The following is a 20,850-nucleotide window of genomic DNA, read 5'->3' on the forward strand; positions in this document are numbered from 1 at the left end:
ACTATTGGATTTCTCCTAATGCAATCTTGTTATCTTCAACGAAGTCGATAGCTTTGATTGCTTCAGTTAATCCTTTTACGATATCTTCAACGGACAATGAAGGTTGTTGAGAATGATTAATTGTTTGCTCAGGAATCAAAGGCACGTGTATAAATCCAAATAATAAGTCAGGGTAAAAATGGTCTGCCATATATCCAAGTTGATATAAGATATGATTACATACAAATGTTCCAGCGGAATTAGATAGTCTGCTAGGGAGACCAGCCTTTTGAATTGCCATTGTCATTCTTTTGATAGGTAAATTAGAAAAATAAGCGGGTGCGCCATCGTGACGTATAACTTGATCAATAGGTTGGTGTCCTTGATTATCTTTAATACGTGCGTCATCTATATTTATACCTACACGCTCAGGAGTGATTTCACTACGACCACCTGCTTGTCCGATAGCTAGAGCAACATCATAATTTTTAGATTTTAACACTTTAGCAATCACATTCGCAGAGTCATGAAATACTGTAGGAAGTATCAATCGATCAATTTTATGACAACCAATTTTAGTTTCCAGATGGCTAACAGCCTCAAGTGCAGAATTAATTTTTTCATCTCCAAATGGTTCAAATGCTGTGACTAATATTTCCATGCAGACACTCCTTAAGCAGACTTATTATGTTATTTATTTTAAAACTATCAGTGACATAAATGATATCAATATTTGCCATTTTACGTATTCTTTATGTCAAAAAACAGGGTTAAAAGTTATTATAGATATTTAAATCATATAAAATACGCCTTTATATGTGAAATGTTAAACTCACAATAAAGGCGTGTTTGAATTATGCATGTGTGTGTTCAGGCACATCTTTGAAATTGTTTAAACGACGTTGCCATTCTTCATTGCTAATATGATGACGGGCAACGTAGCGATTGCGCTCATGTTTTGCGCAATCATACGAACATGCACCTAAATATTTTTCTTCATTTTCTTCAGAAACAAGAATTTGTTTATTACATTCAGGGTTTGCACAATTAATATAACGTTCACAAGGTGTACCATCAAAATGCTCTTTGCCGATGACTGTTTTATCAATTTGATTCACATCGACACTTATACGTTCATCAAATACATACATCTTACCATCCCAATATTGCCCTTTAGTTTCAGGGTCTTTACCGTATGTAGCAATACCACCATGCAACTGACCTACGTTTTCAAATCCTTCTTTTACTAACCAACCAGAAAATTTTTCACAACGAATGCCACCTGTACAATATGTGACAATATTTTTTCCGTCGAGTTGTTCTTTATTATTACGCACCCATTCAGGTAAGTCACGGAATCGTGTTATATCAGGACGAATAGCTCCGCGAAAATGTCCTAAATCGTATTCATAATCATTTCGAGCATCTAATATAACAGTATTTTCATCTTCTAGTGCGGCTTTAAATTCTTTAGGAGAATAGTATTTACCGGTAATTTCACGTGGATTAATATCTTCTTCTAAGTCGAGTGCAACAATTTCACGTCTTGGACGCACGTGCATCTTTTTAAACGCATGACTTTCAGCTTCATCAATTTTAAAAGTTAAATCAGCAAAACGACTATCTGCATGCATATGGTCTATATATTTATCAGTATCTTCTTTAGTTCCAGATAATGTTCCATTAATGCCTTCCGTTGAAACTAGTATTCTTCCTTTTAAATGATGTTCCTTACAAAATTTCAAATGTTCGGCTGCAAAAGTTTCAGGGTCATCTATAGTTACATATTTATAATAAAGTAGTACTCTATAATCCATAAATCTGTGCTCCTCTTTAGTCAATTTTAGTTAATTTAAAAGTATTTGAAGTTATATAAAAAAATTGATAGTGATTGAAGTTTAAAAATTAGACATTTTAATATTGTATCAAAATGAGAATTACTTTCAATAAGGTAGTCTATAAATCCGTCATTTGACCGATATAAGATGTGATTGTTTTCATATATGAATAAAAGTGTAGTTGTGTAGCTATAATGACATTTAATATAAATTTTTATAAAATGAGAATAAAGTCACTGAATAAAGAGAGGGATTCAATCGATGGCAAATCAAAAATTACCAACATTAAAATATACTGGTAAATCAAAAAGTGCAGTGCCAATTGTGTCAGAAAGTGAATTACAAACGGTAACAGCAGAGCCGTGGGTGAAAATTTCAGATAAAGGGTTACAACTAGAAGGACTTAATTTTAATCGCGAAGGTCAGTTATTCTTATTAGACGTGTTTGAAGGGAATATTTTTAAAGTTAATCCTGCGACCAAGGAGGTTACAACAGAATTTCAGTCTGTTAAAGATAATCCGGCAGCGATTAAAGTACATAAAGATGGCCGTTTATTTATCTGTTATCTAGGTGATTTTAAGACAACTGGAGGCATATTTGCGACAACAGAAAATGGTGAACAAATAGAAGAAATTATTTCTGATTTAAATACAGAATATTGTATTGATGACATGGTTTTTGACAGTAAAGGCGGGTTTTATTTCACTGATTTTAGAGGGTATTCTACACAACCTTTGGGCGGTGTTTACTATGTAGATCCAGACTTTAAGAAGGTTACGCCAATTATTCAAAATATTTCTGTGGCTAATGGTATTGCTTTAAGTACGGATGAAAAAGTACTATGGGTAACCGAAACTACAACTAATCGACTTCACCGAATCACATTAGAGGATGATGGTGTGACTATTGCACCATTTGGAGCAACAGTACCATATTATTTTACAGGTCATGAAGGACCGGATTCTTGTTGTATTGATAGTGATGATAATTTATATGTGGCTATGTATGGACAAGGACGTGTATTAGTTTTCAATAAGAGAGGTTATCCTATAGGTCAAATTTTAATGCCGGGACGTGATGATGGGAAGATGTTACGTACAACACATCCACAATTCATACCTGGTACAAATCAACTTATAATTTGTACTAATGATATTGAAAACCATTCAGAAGGTGGGGCTATGCTTTATACAGTTAATGGCTTTGCTAAAGGATATGAGAGTTATCAATTTCAATAAATTCTTAAAAAAGCGTATGGAATAAGTTGTTTTGTATAAATAAAGGAAGTAGCACAAAGGTCGAATAAAACTTTATGTTCTTCACTCGCATAGCTCAATTTGAAAATTTGATACAACTCATTGTATTTTCTATTAATAAAACGATTGTCCATAAATAAATATGCCTGAGACATTGAATGTGTCCCAGGCATTTATTATATGTGTTGTTGTAATTTACTGTTAAAGATAAAAAGTTTAAGAAATTTTTCTATAACAAATCGTTTAATTCTCGATACTAAATTCTGCTGATGCTTCAAATTTCACGTTTTTACCTAACATCACGCCACCAGTTTCTAAAGCTTGGTTGAAATTAATACCATATTTTTCGCGGTTAATTGTTCCACTAACGATAAAACCAGTGACTTGTTGTCCATTCATTGGATTCTTACTTACACCATTAAATTCAACGTCAAATGTCTCTTCATGAGTTTCACCTTTAATTGTCAAATCTCCAACTACTTGATCTTCGTTGATTTCTTTAGTTACAAATGTCATTTTATCGTTGTCTTCTGTACCGAAGAAATCGTTTGATCTTAAATGATTGTCTCTGTCTTCATTTTGAGTGTCAATTGAACTTGGAATAATAGTAGCTGTTGCTTTTAGTGAAGTTAAATCATTAATATCTCCATCTAATTGAACATCAAATTGTTTAAATGTTCCTTTTACTTGAGACACCATAAGATGTTTAATTTTAAACTGAATATCACTGTGAACTTGATCAAAGTTAAATTTTGTCATTATTATAACCCCTTCTCTCTTTATTACAATAGTTATGTTTCTTGTATTTATATTCTAGATACAGTAAGATGACTTATCAATTTTTTTGCTCTTATTAAATTTACGGATTTTTAACCCCTTTTTTAGTGTGTTTATAATACTAGATTTGTTAAAAAGAAATGAAGTATACATAAAAGAATGATGATATTTTGCAATCAACAGTAAATTTATCCTCCAGAAAAAATGTTGTAAAATTTTATTTTAAAATAAAAAAGAACATGTGATTGTTAATTTGAGGTTGCTCATAGAGAGAATTATTGAAGTATAAACTAAGAATATTTCATTTAATACTGAAGTAAGATAACGTATATGTCAAAAAATAATTAAACACATATATTTTCATTTGACATTGCAATTAGAAGAAAGTAACATAACATTAAATCGTAATATTTACGATTTAAGAATGATATAGAGATGATGGTTGGATGAATATAAGATGGACACATCCGTCCCTGTCTATTTTATTTGAAGTGCAAACAAAGTGAAAATTCTTCAATACCTCATATAACACATCAATTGACCATCATCTATTATATTGTTCTTTTTATGTTTAGTTTCCTTTTATTTCTAACTCTTTTTATTTTCACTCGTCTTAGGACGGGTGTTTTTTTATAGTAGAGTGATGAAATTGTTGAAGATTCTATTCAATTATATTCTGAAATTAAATCAACTCACAGGCTTTCTCGTATCTATGATGACTTGCAACATGGAATTTTAAATAACCTTTAGTACAATGGATATATTTATATAAAGAGTGCATGGGTTAAACGACGTCTTTAAAAATGTATAATGAGATGATATTTGAGTTTGTTTTTATAAAAAGAGAGACAAGCTTATTTTTTATATAGAAACAGTGTTTATAAAAAGTGAATTGAGAAGAAATCGTGTGAATAGTTATTTTAACTCATTGAGTTTTAAAACATGGACAATTCATAAATTTTGTTGTATCGCTGATTTGTTAGATATCTACTGTGATAGATACTTAAGTCGCTAAGAAAAAAATAAAAAATCCTCCAACGAAGTTGGCTCGACTTCGTTGGAGGTATCAGGGGTAGGGGTTAATTTTGTTTCTAAATTTATTTACTCTAATTTAATATTAATTAAGGTTTTGAGGATAGAGGAGAAATATTTTATATTTATTTATTTTCTCTTCATCATTTTTATATTTTACAGGGAAAGTATTTTATTTAGATTCGTAATAATTTAATTCTAAATCTTTAGATGTTTGTTTACGAGTTGCTCTCATTAACTTAACATCATCGATAAGAGATTTACCATATGATGGAATCATTTTTTGTAATTTTGGAGTCCAATCTTTTTCATACTCAGCAAAGTTTTTCTCTAAAACTTCTAGGGCTACTGATACTGAAGTTGATGCTCCAGGTGATTCACCTAATAATGCGATAACAGAGTGGTCTTTAGAGTTAACAACTTCTGTACCAAATTGAATGAATCCTTTACCGTGTTCTTTAGTATCTTTGATAACTTGAACACGTTTGCCTGCAGTGTATAATTGCCAATCTTCGTCACGAGCTTCAGGGTAGAACGTGCGTAGATGGTTCATACAACCTTCTTTAGTCATTAATACTTGGTCGATAGAGTATTTGATTAAAGGTAAGTTTTTAACTGCAGATGCAAGTAATGTTGTGATGTTATAAGGTTTAACTGATTTGAATAAGTCTAAGTTAGAACCGTTTCTTAAGAATTTAGGGCCAATATTTGCAAATGGTCCAAATAATAATGTTCTTTCACCATCGATATAACGTGTATCTAAGTGTGGTACAGTCATTGGAGGTGTGCCTGGTGGTTCTTTACCATATACTTTGACGTCATGTTCATTAATGACATCAGGGTTTGTACATATTAAGAACTGACCACTGATAGGGAATCCACCAAGATGTTTACTTTCTGGGATACCAGTTTTTTGTAATAGTGGAATAGCGCCACCGCCTGCACCGATAAATACATAATCAGCTAGAACAGTTTCAACGTCTCCAGAATTACGGTTTTTAACTTTAACTTCCCAAATACCGTCTTTACGACGATTGAAATTAATTACTTCGTGGTTGTATTGAACATCAGCATTTGGATGTTTTTCAATACTTTTTGCCATTTTACGAGTCAATTCACCGTAGTTAACATCTGTACCTTCGTCGATTTTACTAGCCGCCATGATTTCGTTACCAGTACGACCTGTCATCATTAATGGCATCCATTTTCTCATTTCTTCGATATCTTCTGTATATTCGATGTTATCGAACATAGGGAAGTTACGCATTGCTTCGTAACGGTTTTTTAAGAATTTAACGTTATTTTTACCTCTTACGAAACTAATGTGAGGAAGTGGATTAATGAAATCTCTAGGGTTACTGATGTTACCACTTTTTACTAAGTGACCCCAGAATTGTTTTGAAATCTCGAATTGTTCGTTGATTTCTTTGGCTTTTTCTATATCAATTGAACCATCAGGTTGTTGTACTGTATAGTTCAATTCACATAACGCCGCATGTCCTGTACCGGCATTGTTTCTTTCGTTAGAACTTTCAATACCTGGACGATCTAAGCGTTCATAGAGTTTGATGTTCCAATTAGGTTCTAATTCTTTAATCATAGAACCAAATGTCGTACTTAAGACACCAGCGCCAATAATAACAACATTTTTTGACTCTTTATTAGCCATTTTTTGCTCACCTTTCTTTGGTTTAAGAATTCGTGCAAAAATAATTAAATTATTGCGCTGATTCCTATTATAAGACGATAGTCCATATAACAAAAATACATATTTATAATACTACCTATTCCATTTTGTAATATTTTGGACACAATATGATCATTGATTAGACACATTTACTAGTGAACAAGTATAAATATAAGGTGAACTATATTGTCAAAATTGGATGTTATGTGAAATTTTTAGGTGAGACTGACGTAAGTCTAAATATAATATATACTCTTCTCAATAGTGAAAAGAGTGCGTAAACAATATTAAGTTATCTACAATTGAATAATTTATTGGAAAAGGTGATGTAGATGTTAAAAACACATAGATTAAAGCTAGTGAAGCCCAATTTGAGTTATACAGATGAACTTTATCAATTGCATACAAATAAGGTAGCTACAAAGTATACACCTAAAGGTATTCATCAGAATAAAGTAGCAACCCGAGATTTTATTAAAGGATGGATGAGGCATTGGGATGAATATCAATTTGGTTACTTCATTTTAATGATGAGAGATAATCAAGAAGTAATGGGAATAGCAGGATTTGAGTATCGTACAATTCATCAACAACAGTTTCTTAATGCATATTATAGAATCTTTCCATCGTATACTGGTGTTGGTTTAGCTTTTGAGTCGATGGAGGAGATTGCTCGTCATTTAAAAAAGCATGATACTATAACACCAAAAATAATTCGAACAAATCAATATAATACAAATTCTATTAAATTAGCACAAAGACTCGGATATAATTATGATGCTAACTGGGACGATGTAATTAATAAAGGAGATCGTTGTTTTTTTAACGTACAAGCGTTGGATAATAACTAAAACTATAAGCATGATGAATTCGTAGTTTTTATGAGTAATTAAAAATGAAGCAATGATTAACTTCAAATTGGTAGATTTAAGTTATCTATATTAATTTGAAAAAGTTTAGAGTCTGCAGCACATTTAATATATGTGGCAGACTCAATTAAATTAGTGACCTTTGTGCTTTTCATGCGCCTTTTTTCTTTTTAACATTCTTTTGTATTGTCTGTGTCGTTCTTTTTCTAATCGCTGAAGCTTTTTACTTTTTAGCTTATTCAATTCTTGTTCTTCTTTAATCGCTTGTTGGGCAAATGTAGTTAAATTGGTCTCTTTTTGTTCTTTAGCGATTTTACGTTGTAAACGTTTTGGATTAATTTTTTTATGCTTTTGAATAGGTTTCTTCTTGCCCTGTGTTTGATTTAATAAAGGAATAAGTTTAAAAGTTATCAATCGTAACACTGTTTCATCGCTAGGTTCATTACCAAATGTAACTTTTAGATATTTATGAATGCAGCCTTCTTGGTATTCAACGACACCTACAAAAAATTGACCATCATGAAAAATAGATAATTTCATAGATAAGTCCCTCCTCAATTTAAAATTGAAATGATGGACGACCTGAGGAGGAAGGTTACTGACAAATATAAGTGATTTGCATTGGGACTACCAACCCAATTGTGTTTTTACATTTCTTTATATAGTATTACATAAACGACAATATTGATAAATCATAAAATACTATTTTGTTTCTGAAAATATAAAATGTGTTTTTGTATGACCATAATACTGGATTTCGTTGATGAGTGTTTCGACTTCGCTCATCTTTTTAAAATGCGCTTTAAATATAAAACAACTATCTCCAGAAATTCTATAGCAAAAATCAACATTGTTTTGAACTGAAATAAATGCTTTGAAATCTTTATATAGGTTATTTTTTATAGTTACTTCTATTAAAACATTAATATCGAAACCTAATGCATCGTAATTAATATCGATTGTATATCGCTCAATGATTTTCGAATCAATAAGTTTATAGATTCGTTCTCGAACAGAAGGTGTAGATAAATTTACTTCCTTTCCAATTTCAGAAAGCGATAGCTTACTATTTTGCTCAAGTAAGTGTAGAATTTTTTGATTTGTTAGGTCCAATGGGAAAATCTCCTTATTATTAATAAGTAAACTATAAATTTACTTTAATTATAACATTCATCATTGATGTTTGATTAATTAAAATAAATAAGAGGTGATTAGATGGCTATAATTAACTTATCTCATCGTGGTGATACTTCTTTTGACAAACTTCTCGGACATCTCCCTAGTGTTCAAGAAAAATGGAATGCTTTGGAAGATATATTAAAAAATGAGGGTCAATTATCTGTTGATTTAAAAGAAGAAATCAGGAAAATATTAGCTCAAAACAGTGGTTGTCTATACTGCAAATCTAAAGGAAAACCCAATAAGAAATTTACCGATGAAAAATCTTTAGTTTGCATAGGTTTTGTTGATGTTTATGTGTCACAAAAGGGACAGGTTCCACAATCTACAATACAGGTTTTAACAAAGACACTGACTGATTTAGAGATTGTAGAATTGTTAGCATTCGTATCATTTACCCACTGTCAACAAGAATTTGGTGCCATGATGAATTTACAACCTAGCAATAATTAAAAATTTAATACTGATCAATAATATATGCCTCTTGTAAAGTATTATTTACTTCACAAGAGGTTTTTATTTTAATTAAAAATTGATAATTAAAGACTTAGATATATTTCATTAGAAAAGAAAGAATTTTCAGAAAAATACTTGTCAGATAACTTGTAACATGTTAGTGTATTACTACATTTTTACTTTAGTGTATTATCGAACTAAAGAATGCAGCGTGAGGGAGGGGTGGCGTAAGTATGAACAATACCATTATTTCAATGAAAGAAAAGGAATTACGTTTTTTAAAGTTTTTTCATCAACAAAAGTATAATGTTGTAGATTTTAACTTAATTGAAGAATTGGATTGGCGACGATTGACTCACGAGGATTTGCAACAAATGGATGAAAGAAGCTTTTGGCAACAAAATAAATCTATCTATGCATTAAGAAATGATTTTACTGATCAATTATTCAGATATTATTCGAACTATCCAACACATTTTAAAAAAGTAGCTTATGCAGGGGATATTATCAGAGATAACAGAGTTATAAAGCAAGTCGGCATCGAGAACTACGAGCCACAATTTGATAAAATCACTCAAAATTTCTTAGATTTCCAATATTTTATTCAAAACGTACTTCATGATGATATTCAATTTGTCATTTTAGGTCACTATCAATTGATTGATGCACTTTTAGAGAAAAATCATCAAACTAGAGAAGTTATGGAGATGATAGAAGAACGCAATTTATCAGGGCTTATTCAAACACTAACTTTCAATCATCCCATCATTCAAATTCTTAAAGAGAACACATTAAACCAACTTAAAATATTATCTCATTATTTACCTGAGCAACATCCTGCAATGGGGGCAATTCAATCTTGGGCACAATGGTTTACTGATCATGGGATTACTGAAATCCACCTTGACGTAACTGCACAAGCGCCTAGATCTTATTACAAAGGTATTTTTATAAAATGTCATCTTAAAAATACTACTCATAGCGTTTTGACAGGTGGTTATTATCACGGTTCACTAGAAGGTTTTGGTTTAGGATTAACACTTTAATTATAAAAGGTGAGGTGGAACGCCATGTTACGAGTTGCATTAGCAAAGGGTCGTTTATTAGAGAGTTTTATCGAATATTTACAACAAGTTAATCAGATAGATATTGCAACTGTACTTTTAAATAGACAACGACAGTTATTGCTTACAGTCGACAACATTGAAATGATTTTAGTTAAAGGAAGCGATGTTCCCACTTATGTAGAACAAGGTATTGCTGATGTAGGAATTGTGGGAAGTGATATTCTGAATGGTCAAAAATATAATATTAATAAATTACTCGATTTGCCATTTGGTAAATGTCATTTTGCGTTGGCGGCAAAACCAGAAACATCTTGCTATAAAAAAGTAGCAACGAGCTATGTACATACAGCTACTCAATTCTTCAATAAAGAAGGTATGGATGTAGAAGTGATTCACCTTAACGGTTCAGTTGAATTGTCATGTGTAGTGGATATGGTTGATGCTATTGTAGATATTGTACAAACTGGTTCTACGCTTACAGCTAACGGGCTCGTTGAGAAAAAGTATATCAGTGAAATTAACGCTAAGTTAATTACAAATAAAGAATCATATTTTAAGCAATCATCTGAAATAGAGAGACTAATCAAGCAGTTGGGAGTGTCTATTAGCTATGCTTAGCGCACAACAATTTTTAAAAGAATTTAATAATGTTGAATCTCTAGATGAATCTTTGTACGAGATAGTGAGTCAGATTTGTGAAGAAGTTAAATTACAGGGAGATAAAGCTTTAAAAAATTATAATTTACAATTTGATCAAGTGGAAACTGAGAATCTTGAATTAGAGCAAAGCCAACTAAAAAATGCATATGACATGCTAGATAATAAAACACGAGATGCATTAGAGCAAAGCTATCAGAGAATTAAAGTGTATCAAGAAAATATTAAGGTGAAACAGGAACCATCTCAACAAACTGAATGTTATGAACGATACCATCCTATCGAACGAGTAGGTATTTACGTGCCGGGAGGTAAGGCTAGCTATCCGTCTACGGTATTAATGACTGCAACACTTGCTCAAGTAGCAGGTGTTAATGAGATTACTGTTGTTACCCCACCTCAAAATAACGGTATATGTCAAGAGGTGTTAGCCGCTTGTTACATTACAGGCGTTCATCATGTTTATCAAGTCGGTGGAGCACAAAGTATTGCAGCACTAACTTATGGCACGGAAACTATAAAAAAAGTTGACAAAATTGTAGGTCCAGGAAATCAATATGTTGCTTATGCCAAAAAGTTTGTATTCGGTCAAGTAGGCATAGACCAAATCGCAGGACCGACAGAAATAGCCTTGATTATAGACGAAAGTGCTGACTTAGACGCAATCGCTTATGACGTATTTGCACAAGCAGAGCATGATGAAATGGCTTGTACTTATGTGATTAGTGAAAATGAAAAGGTACTTAATCAATTGAACACTATAATACAAGAGAAGCTTCAATATGTTGAACGGCAAGATATCATATCACAAAGTATTACTAATCATCATTATCTAATATTAGCTCAAGATACTGAAGAAGCATGTTTAATTATGAACACGATTGCACCTGAACATGCATCTATTCAAACTCGGGCACCTGAAATGTATATAAATAAAGTTAAATATGTTGGCGCACTTTTTTTAGGACACTTTTCTCCTGAAGTTATTGGGGACTATGTGGCAGGTCCAAGTCATGTACTTCCTACTAATCAAACAGCTAGATTTACAAATGGGCTTTCTGTGAATGACTTTATGACACGACATTCAGTCATTCATTTATCACAAAAAACATTTAACGAAGTGGCAGAATCAGCTGAGCATATTGCACATATAGAATCTTTATTTAATCATGAAAAATCGATTCACGTACGCCGATAAGGATAGGTTATTACGATATCTGTTAATAAAAATGAATGCGTATGTTCGTTACTCTATTGCTACAGAAGAACAGCTTCTTCTACTGGAAAAAATAGTGAAGAAATGGAGCGTATGTTATGAACTATCAAATCAAAAGAAACACTGAAGAAACTCAGCTTAATATTTCGCTGGCTAATAACGGAACACAATCTCATATTAATACTGGTGTAGGATTTTTGGATCATATGTTAACGCTATTTACTTTTCATAGTGGATTAACTTTATCTATTGAGGCCACTGGTGATACGTATGTTGATGATCATCATATAACTGAAGATATAGGAATAGTTATTGGACAATTACTTCTTGAATTAGTTAAGACTCAACAAAGTTTTACAAGATATGGTTGCTCATATGTACCCATGGATGAAGCGCTTGCTCGAACAGTAGTGGACATTAGTGGTCGTCCATATTTCTCATTTAATAGCAAGTTGAGCGCTCAAAAGGTAGGAACTTTTGACACTGAACTAGTTGAAGAATTTTTTAGAGCACTAGTAATTAATGCGCGATTAACCGTTCACATTGACTTATTAAGAGGTGGAAATACACATCATGAGATTGAAGCAATATTTAAATCTTTTGCAAGAGCATTAAAGATTTCTCTTGCACAAAATGAAGATGGACGTATTCCATCGTCTAAAGGAGTAATTGAATGATTGCGATTATTGATTATGGATTGGGAAACATAAGTAACATCACTCGAGCGATTCAACATTTAGGATATGATGTGATTTTGACATGTGATGATAAAGATGTACAAAAAGCTGAAGCTATCGTACTTCCAGGTGTTGGACATTTTCGAGATGCGATGCATTCTATAGAAGAAAAAAGCATCAAAGATATGCTTAAAAATATACATGATAAACCGATAATTGGAATATGTTTAGGTATGCAATTACTCTTTCAACATAGCGCAGAAGGTGACATTAGTGGATTGGAACTTGTCCCAGGAAATATAGTGCCAATCCAATCATCTCATCCTATTCCTCATTTGGGATGGAATGAATTAAAGAGTACACATCCTTTACTGCAAAGTGATGTGTATTTTGTTCATTCATATCAAGCAGAAATGTCAGAATATGTAGTGGCTTATGCTGACTATGGTACGAAGATTCCGGGAGTCATTCAATACCGAAATTATATCGGTATCCAGTTTCATCCAGAAAAAAGTGGAACGTATGGATTAGAGATTCTAAATCAAGCGCTTAAAGGAGGGTTTATTAATGATTGATTTATGGCCTGCTATTGATTTGATTAATTCAACAAGTGTTCGATTAACAGAAGGCAAATATGATTCAAAAGAAAAAATGGAAAAATCTGTAGAAGACAGTATCCGATTTTATAGTCAATTTAAATGTGTGAAACGTATACATATTGTAGATTTAATTGGGGCTAAAGCAAAAGAAGTAAAAGAATTCGACTACATTCGTTCCTTACGAAAGTTGACCACTAAGCCTATAGAAGTGGGTGGCGGCATTCGTTCAAAACAAACAATTGAAAATTATATTCATTCAGGAATAGACTATTGTATCGTAGGTACAAAAGGTATCCAAGACATAGAGTGGTTAACACATATGACACATCAATTTCCCAATAAACTCTACTTATCCGTAGATGCTTTTGGAGAGAAAATAAAGATTAATGGATGGAAAGAGGATGCCAAACTCAATTTATTTGATTATGTTGCCCAAATTGAGCATTTACCTTTGGGTGGTGTAATTTATACCGATATTTCGAAAGATGGTAAACTTTCTGGGCCTAATTTTGATTTGACAGGTCGTCTCGCACTTTATACATCGTTGCCTGTGATTGCTTCAGGAGGTATTAGACATCAAGAGGACTTGTTTCGATTAGAATCGTTAAATGTTCATGCTGCTATTGTAGGAAAAGCATCACATCGGGATGAATTCTGGGAGGGATTATCTTGATTAAAAAAAGAGTAATTCCATGTTTAGATGTTAAAGATGGACGCGTCGTAAAGGGTATCCAGTTCCAGTCATTAAGAGATATCGGTAATCCAGTTGATTTGGCTCTTTTTTATAATGAAGCCGGTGCAGATGAACTAGTCTTTCTTGATATTTCGAAGACGGAAGCAGGACATGATCTTATGATAGAAGTGATAGAAGCAACGGCAAAACAATTATTTATCCCTTTAACAGTAGGAGGAGGTATTCAAAATTTAGATGATATTACACAACTATTAAATCACGGAGCAGATAAAGTATCACTCAATTCAAGCGCTTTAAAACATCCAGAATTAATTCGACAAGCAAGTGAGAAATTTGGTCGTCAATGTATTTGTATTGCTATTGATAGCTTTTATGATAAAGACAGAAAGGATTATTTCTGTACTACGCACGGTGGTAAAAAATTAACTGATGTCAGAGTATATGATTGGGTACAAGAAGTAGAGCATTTAGGTGCCGGGGAATTACTTATAACTAGCATGCATCATGATGGAATGAAACAAGGTTTTGATATTGAACATTTAGCAAAAATTAAACAATTAGTTAATATTCCGATTATCGCCTCTGGGGGTGGAGGAAATGCACAACATTTTGTTGAACTGTTTCAACACACAGATGTTTCTGCAGGTTTAGCGGCAAGTATTTTACATGATCAAGAAACTACAGTAGCAGAAATTAAAGATAAAATGCGTGAAGGAGGTATCCTTGTGAGATGAATAAACCTATAGACTTTTCTAAAGGATTAGTACCAGTAATTTTGCAACATGCACAAACGGATAGCGTATTAATGTTGGGATATATGAATGAAGAAGCTTATCAAAAAACTCTGAAAGAAAAGAAAGTAACTTTCTTCTCTAGATCTAAACAACGTTTGTGGACTAAAGGTGAAACTTCTGGTCATTTCCAACACGTTGAGAGTATTCATATAGATTGTGATCAAGATACAATATTAATCAAAGTGATGCCACAAGGTCCTACATGTCACACTGGAAGTCTGAGTTGTTTTAATACTGAAATTGCATCACGCTTTAAAATTCAAGCTTTAGCACAAACGATTCATCAAAGTGCTAAAGCCAATCAATCTAACTCTTACACTCAATATTTGTTAAAGGAAGGCATCGAGAAAATATCCAAGAAATTTGGTGAAGAGGCATTTGAAGTTGTGATAGGTGCGATAAAACATAATCGTGAAGAAGTTATTAATGAAACAGCAGATGTCATGTATCACCTTTTTGTGTTACTACATAGTTTAGATATTCCATTTTCAGAAGTAGAACAGGTACTAGCACATCGCCATCAAAAAAGAAATAATTTTAAAGGCGAGCGCAAAGAGGTTCGAGAATGGTAAGGTAGTATAATTTAGAATTTTAATTAATTTAATATGGGGGATTTATTCCATGAATCTTATAAATCAATGATTAAAAATAGGATGAAAGTGAATGACGATTCATCCTATTTATGGCTCAAATGGGATAATTGATACGTTTAAATTAAAATATTTTTTTAAAAAATATTTGTAGTTATTGGTAGTAACGTCATATTTATGTTTAGTACTATCATTGCTTAAAGTTAAAGAATGATAAGTCATTGTTGCACGTCCAAACGATTGTGGTTGTGTAATAAGCAAATGTCGTACAAAAATAGAATGAGGATGATGCTCATTGTAGCTTATTTTATCTTCAAAGTCTTTAATGCTTTGAGATTTTAAATGTGCTTCATAGAGTGTCATCCATTTATTTTGTCTAAGCTTCTGTAAGGCATATTGATTGTCATTAATCCAAACAGCACGGTAAACTCCATTTTTATCATATGTTGGAATGAATTGTGTTTTAGAACCTATCTCGATAATACTTGTAGGTAAATCACCAAATCCAACATCAGTAATATAAAGTGTTCCTTCGATATTAACGTAAAGTGACATATGCGAACCTTCAGGACTACGTCCACCATTTGGTGTGTAAACTGTTGCCGCAGCACGAGTGACGTGGAAGCCTTTATGTTCTAAATACGTAGCAAACAAATGATTTAATTCATAGCAAAATCCGCCACGCCGTTGAATAACAATTTTATTGTATAAATCGTTGATATCAACTGAGATAGGGATTTTGTTTTGAACATTAATATTTTCAAATGGCACAGTTATCATAAAGCGTTTTACATAGTAATTCAATGCTTCAAGAGAAGGGTTTGAATAATATGAATGCTTAATTTTTAGATAAGATTCAAACTTTTGTATATCCATTACTAATCATCCTTTATTTTTATATAAATCGATATTTTTTATTTTATAGTATATATAGATTACCATCATTTCTTTAGTTTTAATATTAGTATGATAAATAATTAAATTGCATGTAATTGTTGACAAATTGTGAACATCGATGTAATATATTAATCAAATCAAACCAAAGTAGATAAGTGAATTATTCTTTTATGACCTATTAAAATTATTTTTATAATTTTTATTTTTTTGAACAAAAATGGAAGCGCTTACCTTTGGTGGGAAGGAGATAGTTATGGAAGCAATCAAACCCATTTTTAGTAAAATTTTCGGATTTATACCACGTATGATTATTAATATTTTCATCTAACAAATTACCGACAAAAATTTCATTTTAAAATAAACAAATAGATAGAGGTGCTAATTGTGAAGACAAGACAAAATAAATACAGTATTCGTAAATTTAGCGTAGGTGCATCATCCATTCTGATTGCAGCATTATTATTTATGGGTGGAGGATCAGCTCAGGCTGCTGAGCAACAACAGGATAAAGGAACTGTTGAAAATAGCACAACACAATCTATTGGGGATAAAAATGAAAAGTTAAGTGAACAACAATCAACGCAAAATAAGAATGTTAATGAGAAAAGTAATGTTAATTCTATTACTGAAAATGAAAACTTACATAACGAAACACCAAAAAATGAAGATTTGATTCAGCAACAAAAAGATTCTCAAAATGACAATAAATCTGAATCTGTAGTTGAACAAAATAAAAAGAATGAAGCATTTGTTCAAAATCATTCTGAAGAGAAACCACAACAAGAACAAGTTGAACTGGAAAAGCATGCTAGTGAAAACAATCAAACTTTACACTCAAATGCAGCACAGTCCAATGAAGATGTGAAAACTAAACCTTCACAACTCGATAATACAACTGCCCAACAAAAAGACTCTCAAAAAGAGAATTTGAGTAAACAAGATACACAATCATCTAAAAATACTGATCTACTACGAGCAACAGGTCAAAATCAATCAAAAGATAGCCAATCAACAGAAGAGGTAAACAAAGAAGTAAATAACGACACTCAACAAGTGACTGCTAAGAAAGATGACGACAAAGTTGAAACATTTAATTTAAATAGTAAAGAGGAACCTCTTAAAGTTGACAAGCAAGCGAATCCAACTACAGATAAAGATAAATCTTCTAAAAATGATAAAGGGTCTCAAGATGGCCTAGCTAATTTAGAAAGTAATGCTGTTGCTACAACTAATAAACAGTCTAAGCAACAAGTGAGTGAAAAAAATGAGGATCAAACAAATAAATCAGCAAAACAAAAACAATATAAAAATAATGATCCAATTATTTTAGTACATGGTTTCAATGGATTTACAGACAATATTAACCCATCAGTACTAACACATTATTGGGGTGGCGATAAAATGAATATTCGCCAAGATTTAGAAGAAAATGGATATGAGGCTTATGAAGCAAGTATAAGTGCATTTGGTAGTAACTATGACCGTGCTGTTGAGTTATATTACTACATCAAAGGTGGACGTGTTGACTATGGTGCAGCACACGCAGCTAAATATGGTCATGAACGTTACGGTAAAACTTATGAAGGTGTGTATAAAGATTGGAAACCAGGTCAAAAAATACATTTAGTTGGTCATAGTATGGGTGGTCAAACAATTCGTCAATTAGAAGAGTTATTGAGACATGGTAATCCAGAAGAAGTTGAATATCAAAAACAACATGGTGGGGAAATTTCTCCATTATTCCAAGGTGGCCACGACAATATGGTGTCATCTATTACAACACTCGGTACACCACATAATGGTACACATGCGTCAGACTTATTAGGTAACGAAGCGATTGTACGCCAACTTGTATATGACGTAGGTAAAATGTATGGTAATAAAGATTCACGTGTAGACTTTGGATTAGAACATTGGGGATTAAAACAAAAACCAAATGAATCTTATATTCAATATGTTAAACGTGTTCAAAATTCAAAACTGTGGAAATCAGAAGATAGTGGTTTACACGATTTAACACGCGATGGCGCAACAGATTTAAACCGAAAAACATCATTAAATCCTAATATTGTATATAAAACTTATACGGGCGAATCAACACATAAAACATTGGCAGGAAAACAAAAAGCTGATCTTAACATGTTCTTACCATTTACAATTACTGGTAACTTAATTGGAAAAGCAAAAGAGAAAGAATGGAGAGAAAATGATGGACTTGTTTCAGTCATTTCTTCACAACATCCATTTAATCAAAAATATGTTGAAGCTACAGATAAAAATCAAAAAGGTGTATGGCAAGTAACTCCAACAAAACATGACTGGGATCATGTGGACTTTGTAGGACAAGACAGTACAGATACTAAACGTACTAGAGATGAGTTACAACAGTTCTGGCACGGTCTTGCTGATGATTTAGTACAAAGTGAACAATTAACATCAACAAATAAATAAAATGATATAGGGTATAAACCTAACGTAATTTTATATAGATAGGAGTGAGATAAATGACAGGTGATTTCTTTCAATTATTAGGCTCTTTATACAGAGTATTAAAAAATTTATTTTCATAATGTGAAACTATAGTAAAATAAAATCCCTTATTCAAGTATTGGCATATATCGTAGCTTGAATAAGGGATATTTATGATGTTCAATTGAATCATAATAGCCAATATATAAAAGAGCCTGAGACAAATAAATGCCTCAGGCTCTTTTATATATAGCGGAGGGAGAAGGATTTGAACCAACGCGAGCAAAAAGCTCCTACTAATCACGAATGATTAGCCTCTTAAACCAGACTTGAGTATCCCTCCAAAATTTCAACAATTAGTATCATATAATATATAGAAGGTTTTGTAAAGTAGTAATTAGTTTTTCATTATAAACATGTAAATCGTCTTCATTAAGCTACTTAAATTTATATACAATTCGGACTGTGATTATCATTCAATCAACATTAATCACATACTACTACATTGTCCATACTACAATTAATTTTTAGGTAACTGTTTTAATTTCAGATCACCCAATCACCTTCAAATATTAAAATGAATTTAAAGATATTTACTGTCGAGTTATTTAAAAAATCATTTAATTATAATCAAACAGGGAAAAGAAAACGCATTATAAGAGGGTTCGTCAAAAAATCGACATTATTTCATGAATATTCAATTTTATTTATCAAAATTAAATCAATTCAATCAGACATATTTAAACGTATGCTTTATATCAAGTCATCATAAATTGTCTTAATATTATTACATGAAAACAATATGAAAACTTATGAGATTAATATTTGAGGAAGATGAAAATTTGAAAACATACTCTTCACATTGAGACGAATTTTTTATAATATACCACTCATATTGATTTTTTGATATTAAGAAAAGGGAGGAAACGCTCATGAAAGATAATAAAATGTTGTTCATTATATTTATGATAGGAACATTTACAGTAGGAATGGCTGAATATGTAGTGACAGGCTTACTTACACAAATCGCTGACGATATGAAGGTTTCTGTTTCGAGTGCTGGCTTATTAATTAGTGTTTATGCTATTAGTGTTGCATTGATAGGTCCTTTAATGCGAATCATTACATTGAAAGTTCACGCCCATCGTCTGTTACCAATATTAGTTGCGATTTTTATAATAAGTAATATAGTGGGGATGCTTGCACCGAATTTTAATGTATTGTTATTATCAAGACTCATGTCTGCGGCAATGCATGCGCCATTCTTCGGTGTGTGTATGAGTGTTGCTGCGACAGTCGCACCTCCTGCTAAAAAAACACAGGCCATTGCACTTGTTCAGGCAGGTTTAACTATTGCTGTAATGTTAGGTGTACCATTCGGATCATTTTTAGGTGGTTTTGCAAATTGGAGAGTTGTTTTTGGATTCATGATTGTGTTGGCAATCATTACTATGTTAGGAATGATTAAATTTGTTCCCAACGTTTCTTTAAGTGCAGAAGCAAATATTAGCAAAGAATTAACAGTGTTTAAGAATCCACACATTTTAATTGTGATTGCAATTATTGTGTTTGGTTACTCTGGTGTATTTACTACTTATACATTTATGGAGCCAATGATACGAGATTTTTCTCCATTTAAAATTGTAGGTTTAACTGTTTGTTTATTTATGTTTGGTTTAGGCGGTGTAATAGGGAATTTAATTACTGGTAATGTACCGGAAAATAAATTAACAAAAAATTTATACCTTACATTTCTTTTACTATTTTTAACAATCGTACTATTTGTTACTGTTATTCAAAATTCAATATTAGCATTAATCATTTGCTTCTTATTTGGTTTTGGTACATTTGGTACAACACCGTTACTTAATAGCAAAATTATCTTAAGTGCAAAAGAAGCACCACTTCTTGCAAGCACGTTAGCAGCTTCTATTTTCAATGTTGCTAATTTTCTTGGTGCAATTATTGGATCTATATTATTATCAGTAGGATTACCTTACATTCAAATTACTATGATATCTGGTGGGATTATAGTGTTGGGTATGCTTCTTAATCTTGTTAATCAACTTTATGAAAAGAAGCATGTCACATTTAATGAATATTCATGATTATTAAA

20 protein-coding genes and 1 tRNA gene are annotated in these 20,850 nt (G+C 32.0%); 13 read left to right on the forward strand and 8 right to left on the reverse strand.

Going from position 1 to position 20,850, the window contains the following annotated elements:
- Position 1: 1 nt before the first annotated feature.
- Together pcp and HMPREF2663_RS11580 are read right to left on the reverse strand one after the other, a co-directional pair.
- Complete coding sequence (pcp, locus tag HMPREF2663_RS11575; protein ID WP_002446904.1) at positions 2–640, reverse strand: pyroglutamyl-peptidase I; 639 nt, start codon at positions 638–640, stop codon at positions 2–4.
- Positions 641–833: 193 nt separating this feature from the next.
- Positions 834–1,796 carry an oxygen-dependent tRNA uridine(34) hydroxylase TrhO gene (locus HMPREF2663_RS11580; RefSeq protein ID WP_002446905.1) on the reverse strand — a complete coding sequence of 321 codons (963 nt, stop codon included), beginning with the start codon at positions 1,794–1,796 and terminating at the stop codon, positions 834–836.
- A 282-nt stretch (positions 1,797–2,078) separates the two neighbouring features.
- Here HMPREF2663_RS11580 and HMPREF2663_RS11585 point away from each other — a divergent pair, with 282 nt between their 5' ends.
- On the forward strand, positions 2,079–3,056 hold the full coding sequence (locus tag HMPREF2663_RS11585) for an SMP-30/gluconolactonase/LRE family protein (protein WP_070846503.1): 978 nt from the start codon (positions 2,079–2,081) through the stop codon (positions 3,054–3,056).
- Between the two features lie 261 nt (positions 3,057–3,317).
- On the opposite strand, the gene HMPREF2663_RS11590 is transcribed toward HMPREF2663_RS11585, so the two are convergent.
- Positions 3,318–3,833: a YceI family protein gene (locus HMPREF2663_RS11590; RefSeq protein WP_002446907.1), complete on the reverse strand. Its 516-nt coding sequence runs from the start codon at positions 3,831–3,833 to the stop codon at positions 3,318–3,320.
- 1,222 nt (positions 3,834–5,055) lie between these two features.
- Positions 5,056–6,582 carry an L-lactate dehydrogenase (quinone) gene (lqo, locus tag HMPREF2663_RS11595; RefSeq protein WP_255296948.1) on the reverse strand — a complete coding sequence of 509 codons (1,527 nt, stop codon included), beginning with the start codon at positions 6,580–6,582 and terminating at the stop codon, positions 5,056–5,058.
- A 320-nt stretch (positions 6,583–6,902) separates the two neighbouring features.
- Here lqo and HMPREF2663_RS11600 point away from each other — a divergent pair, with 320 nt between their 5' ends.
- Positions 6,903–7,421, forward strand: a complete 519-nt coding sequence (locus HMPREF2663_RS11600) for a GNAT family N-acetyltransferase (RefSeq protein ID WP_070846506.1) — start codon at positions 6,903–6,905, stop codon at positions 7,419–7,421.
- A 150-nt stretch (positions 7,422–7,571) separates the two neighbouring features.
- On the opposite strand, the gene HMPREF2663_RS11605 is transcribed toward HMPREF2663_RS11600, so the two are convergent.
- Together HMPREF2663_RS11605 and HMPREF2663_RS11610 are read right to left on the reverse strand one after the other, a co-directional pair.
- Entirely contained in the window at positions 7,572–7,979 is a 408-nt protein-coding gene (locus HMPREF2663_RS11605; protein WP_002446910.1) for a YjdF family protein, read from the reverse strand.
- A 162-nt stretch (positions 7,980–8,141) separates the two neighbouring features.
- On the reverse strand, positions 8,142–8,552 hold the full coding sequence (locus tag HMPREF2663_RS11610; protein ID WP_001829421.1) for an Lrp/AsnC family transcriptional regulator: 411 nt from the start codon (positions 8,550–8,552) through the stop codon (positions 8,142–8,144).
- Positions 8,553–8,654: 102 nt separating this feature from the next.
- Here HMPREF2663_RS11610 and HMPREF2663_RS11615 point away from each other — a divergent pair, with 102 nt between their 5' ends.
- From HMPREF2663_RS11615 to hisIE, 9 genes are all read left to right on the forward strand, one after another.
- Positions 8,655–9,071: a carboxymuconolactone decarboxylase family protein gene (locus HMPREF2663_RS11615; RefSeq protein WP_002458069.1), complete on the forward strand. Its 417-nt coding sequence runs from the start codon at positions 8,655–8,657 to the stop codon at positions 9,069–9,071.
- 236 nt (positions 9,072–9,307) lie between these two features.
- The gene (locus HMPREF2663_RS11620; protein ID WP_002487479.1) at positions 9,308–10,120 is read left to right on the forward strand and encodes an ATP phosphoribosyltransferase regulatory subunit; all 813 of its coding nucleotides are present in this window, start codon (positions 9,308–9,310) and stop codon (positions 10,118–10,120) included.
- Positions 10,121–10,144: 24 nt separating this feature from the next.
- A complete protein-coding gene (gene hisG / locus HMPREF2663_RS11625) occupies positions 10,145–10,759 on the forward strand; it encodes an ATP phosphoribosyltransferase (protein WP_002458067.1) in 615 nt (204 codons plus the stop codon).
- Complete coding sequence (gene hisD, locus HMPREF2663_RS11630; protein ID WP_070592598.1) at positions 10,752–11,996, forward strand: histidinol dehydrogenase; 1,245 nt, start codon at positions 10,752–10,754, stop codon at positions 11,994–11,996. The genes hisG and hisD overlap by 8 nt, the downstream gene beginning before the upstream one ends.
- A 116-nt stretch (positions 11,997–12,112) precedes the next feature.
- Positions 12,113–12,691 carry an imidazoleglycerol-phosphate dehydratase HisB gene (hisB, locus tag HMPREF2663_RS11635; RefSeq protein WP_002446917.1) on the forward strand — a complete coding sequence of 193 codons (579 nt, stop codon included), beginning with the start codon at positions 12,113–12,115 and terminating at the stop codon, positions 12,689–12,691.
- Positions 12,688–13,266 (forward strand): imidazole glycerol phosphate synthase subunit HisH, encoded by a 579-nt coding sequence (gene hisH, locus HMPREF2663_RS11640; protein WP_070592596.1) that lies wholly within the window; start codon positions 12,688–12,690, stop codon positions 13,264–13,266. Before hisB ends, hisH begins: the two co-directional genes overlap by 4 nt.
- The gene (gene hisA, locus HMPREF2663_RS11645) at positions 13,259–13,963 is read left to right on the forward strand and encodes a 1-(5-phosphoribosyl)-5-((5-phosphoribosylamino)methylideneamino)imidazole-4-carboxamide isomerase (protein ID WP_070592594.1); all 705 of its coding nucleotides are present in this window, start codon (positions 13,259–13,261) and stop codon (positions 13,961–13,963) included. Before hisH ends, hisA begins: the two co-directional genes overlap by 8 nt.
- Positions 13,960–14,718, forward strand: a complete 759-nt coding sequence (gene hisF, locus HMPREF2663_RS11650; RefSeq protein WP_002490899.1) for an imidazole glycerol phosphate synthase subunit HisF — start codon at positions 13,960–13,962, stop codon at positions 14,716–14,718. Before hisA ends, hisF begins: the two co-directional genes overlap by 4 nt.
- On the forward strand, positions 14,715–15,350 hold the full coding sequence (gene hisIE / locus HMPREF2663_RS11655) for a bifunctional phosphoribosyl-AMP cyclohydrolase/phosphoribosyl-ATP diphosphatase HisIE (RefSeq protein WP_002446921.1): 636 nt from the start codon (positions 14,715–14,717) through the stop codon (positions 15,348–15,350). The genes hisF and hisIE overlap by 4 nt, the downstream gene beginning before the upstream one ends.
- 108 nt (positions 15,351–15,458) lie before the next feature.
- Here the strand turns inward: hisIE and HMPREF2663_RS11660 are convergent, their stop codons facing one another.
- Complete coding sequence (locus HMPREF2663_RS11660; RefSeq protein ID WP_070846508.1) at positions 15,459–16,244, reverse strand: arylamine N-acetyltransferase family protein; 786 nt, start codon at positions 16,242–16,244, stop codon at positions 15,459–15,461.
- Positions 16,245–16,649: 405 nt separating this feature from the next.
- On the opposite strand from HMPREF2663_RS11660, the gene gehC reads away from it, so the two are divergent.
- Positions 16,650–18,716, forward strand: coding sequence for a YSIRK domain-containing triacylglycerol lipase GehC (gene gehC, locus HMPREF2663_RS11665; RefSeq protein ID WP_070846510.1), 2,067 nt, complete (start codon positions 16,650–16,652; stop codon positions 18,714–18,716).
- 271 nt (positions 18,717–18,987) lie between these two features.
- Here gehC and HMPREF2663_RS11670 read toward each other — a convergent pair.
- A tRNA-Thr gene (locus HMPREF2663_RS11670) sits at positions 18,988–19,077 on the reverse strand.
- A gap of 589 nt (positions 19,078–19,666) precedes the next feature.
- Here HMPREF2663_RS11670 and HMPREF2663_RS11675 point away from each other — a divergent pair.
- Positions 19,667–20,842, forward strand: a complete 1,176-nt coding sequence (locus HMPREF2663_RS11675) for an MFS transporter (RefSeq protein ID WP_002446927.1) — start codon at positions 19,667–19,669, stop codon at positions 20,840–20,842.
- Positions 20,843–20,850 lie beyond the last annotated feature (8 nt).

This window comes from Staphylococcus sp. HMSC077D08 (genome assembly GCF_001837945.1).
GTDB lineage: Bacteria > Bacillota > Bacilli > Staphylococcales > Staphylococcaceae > Staphylococcus > Staphylococcus epidermidis.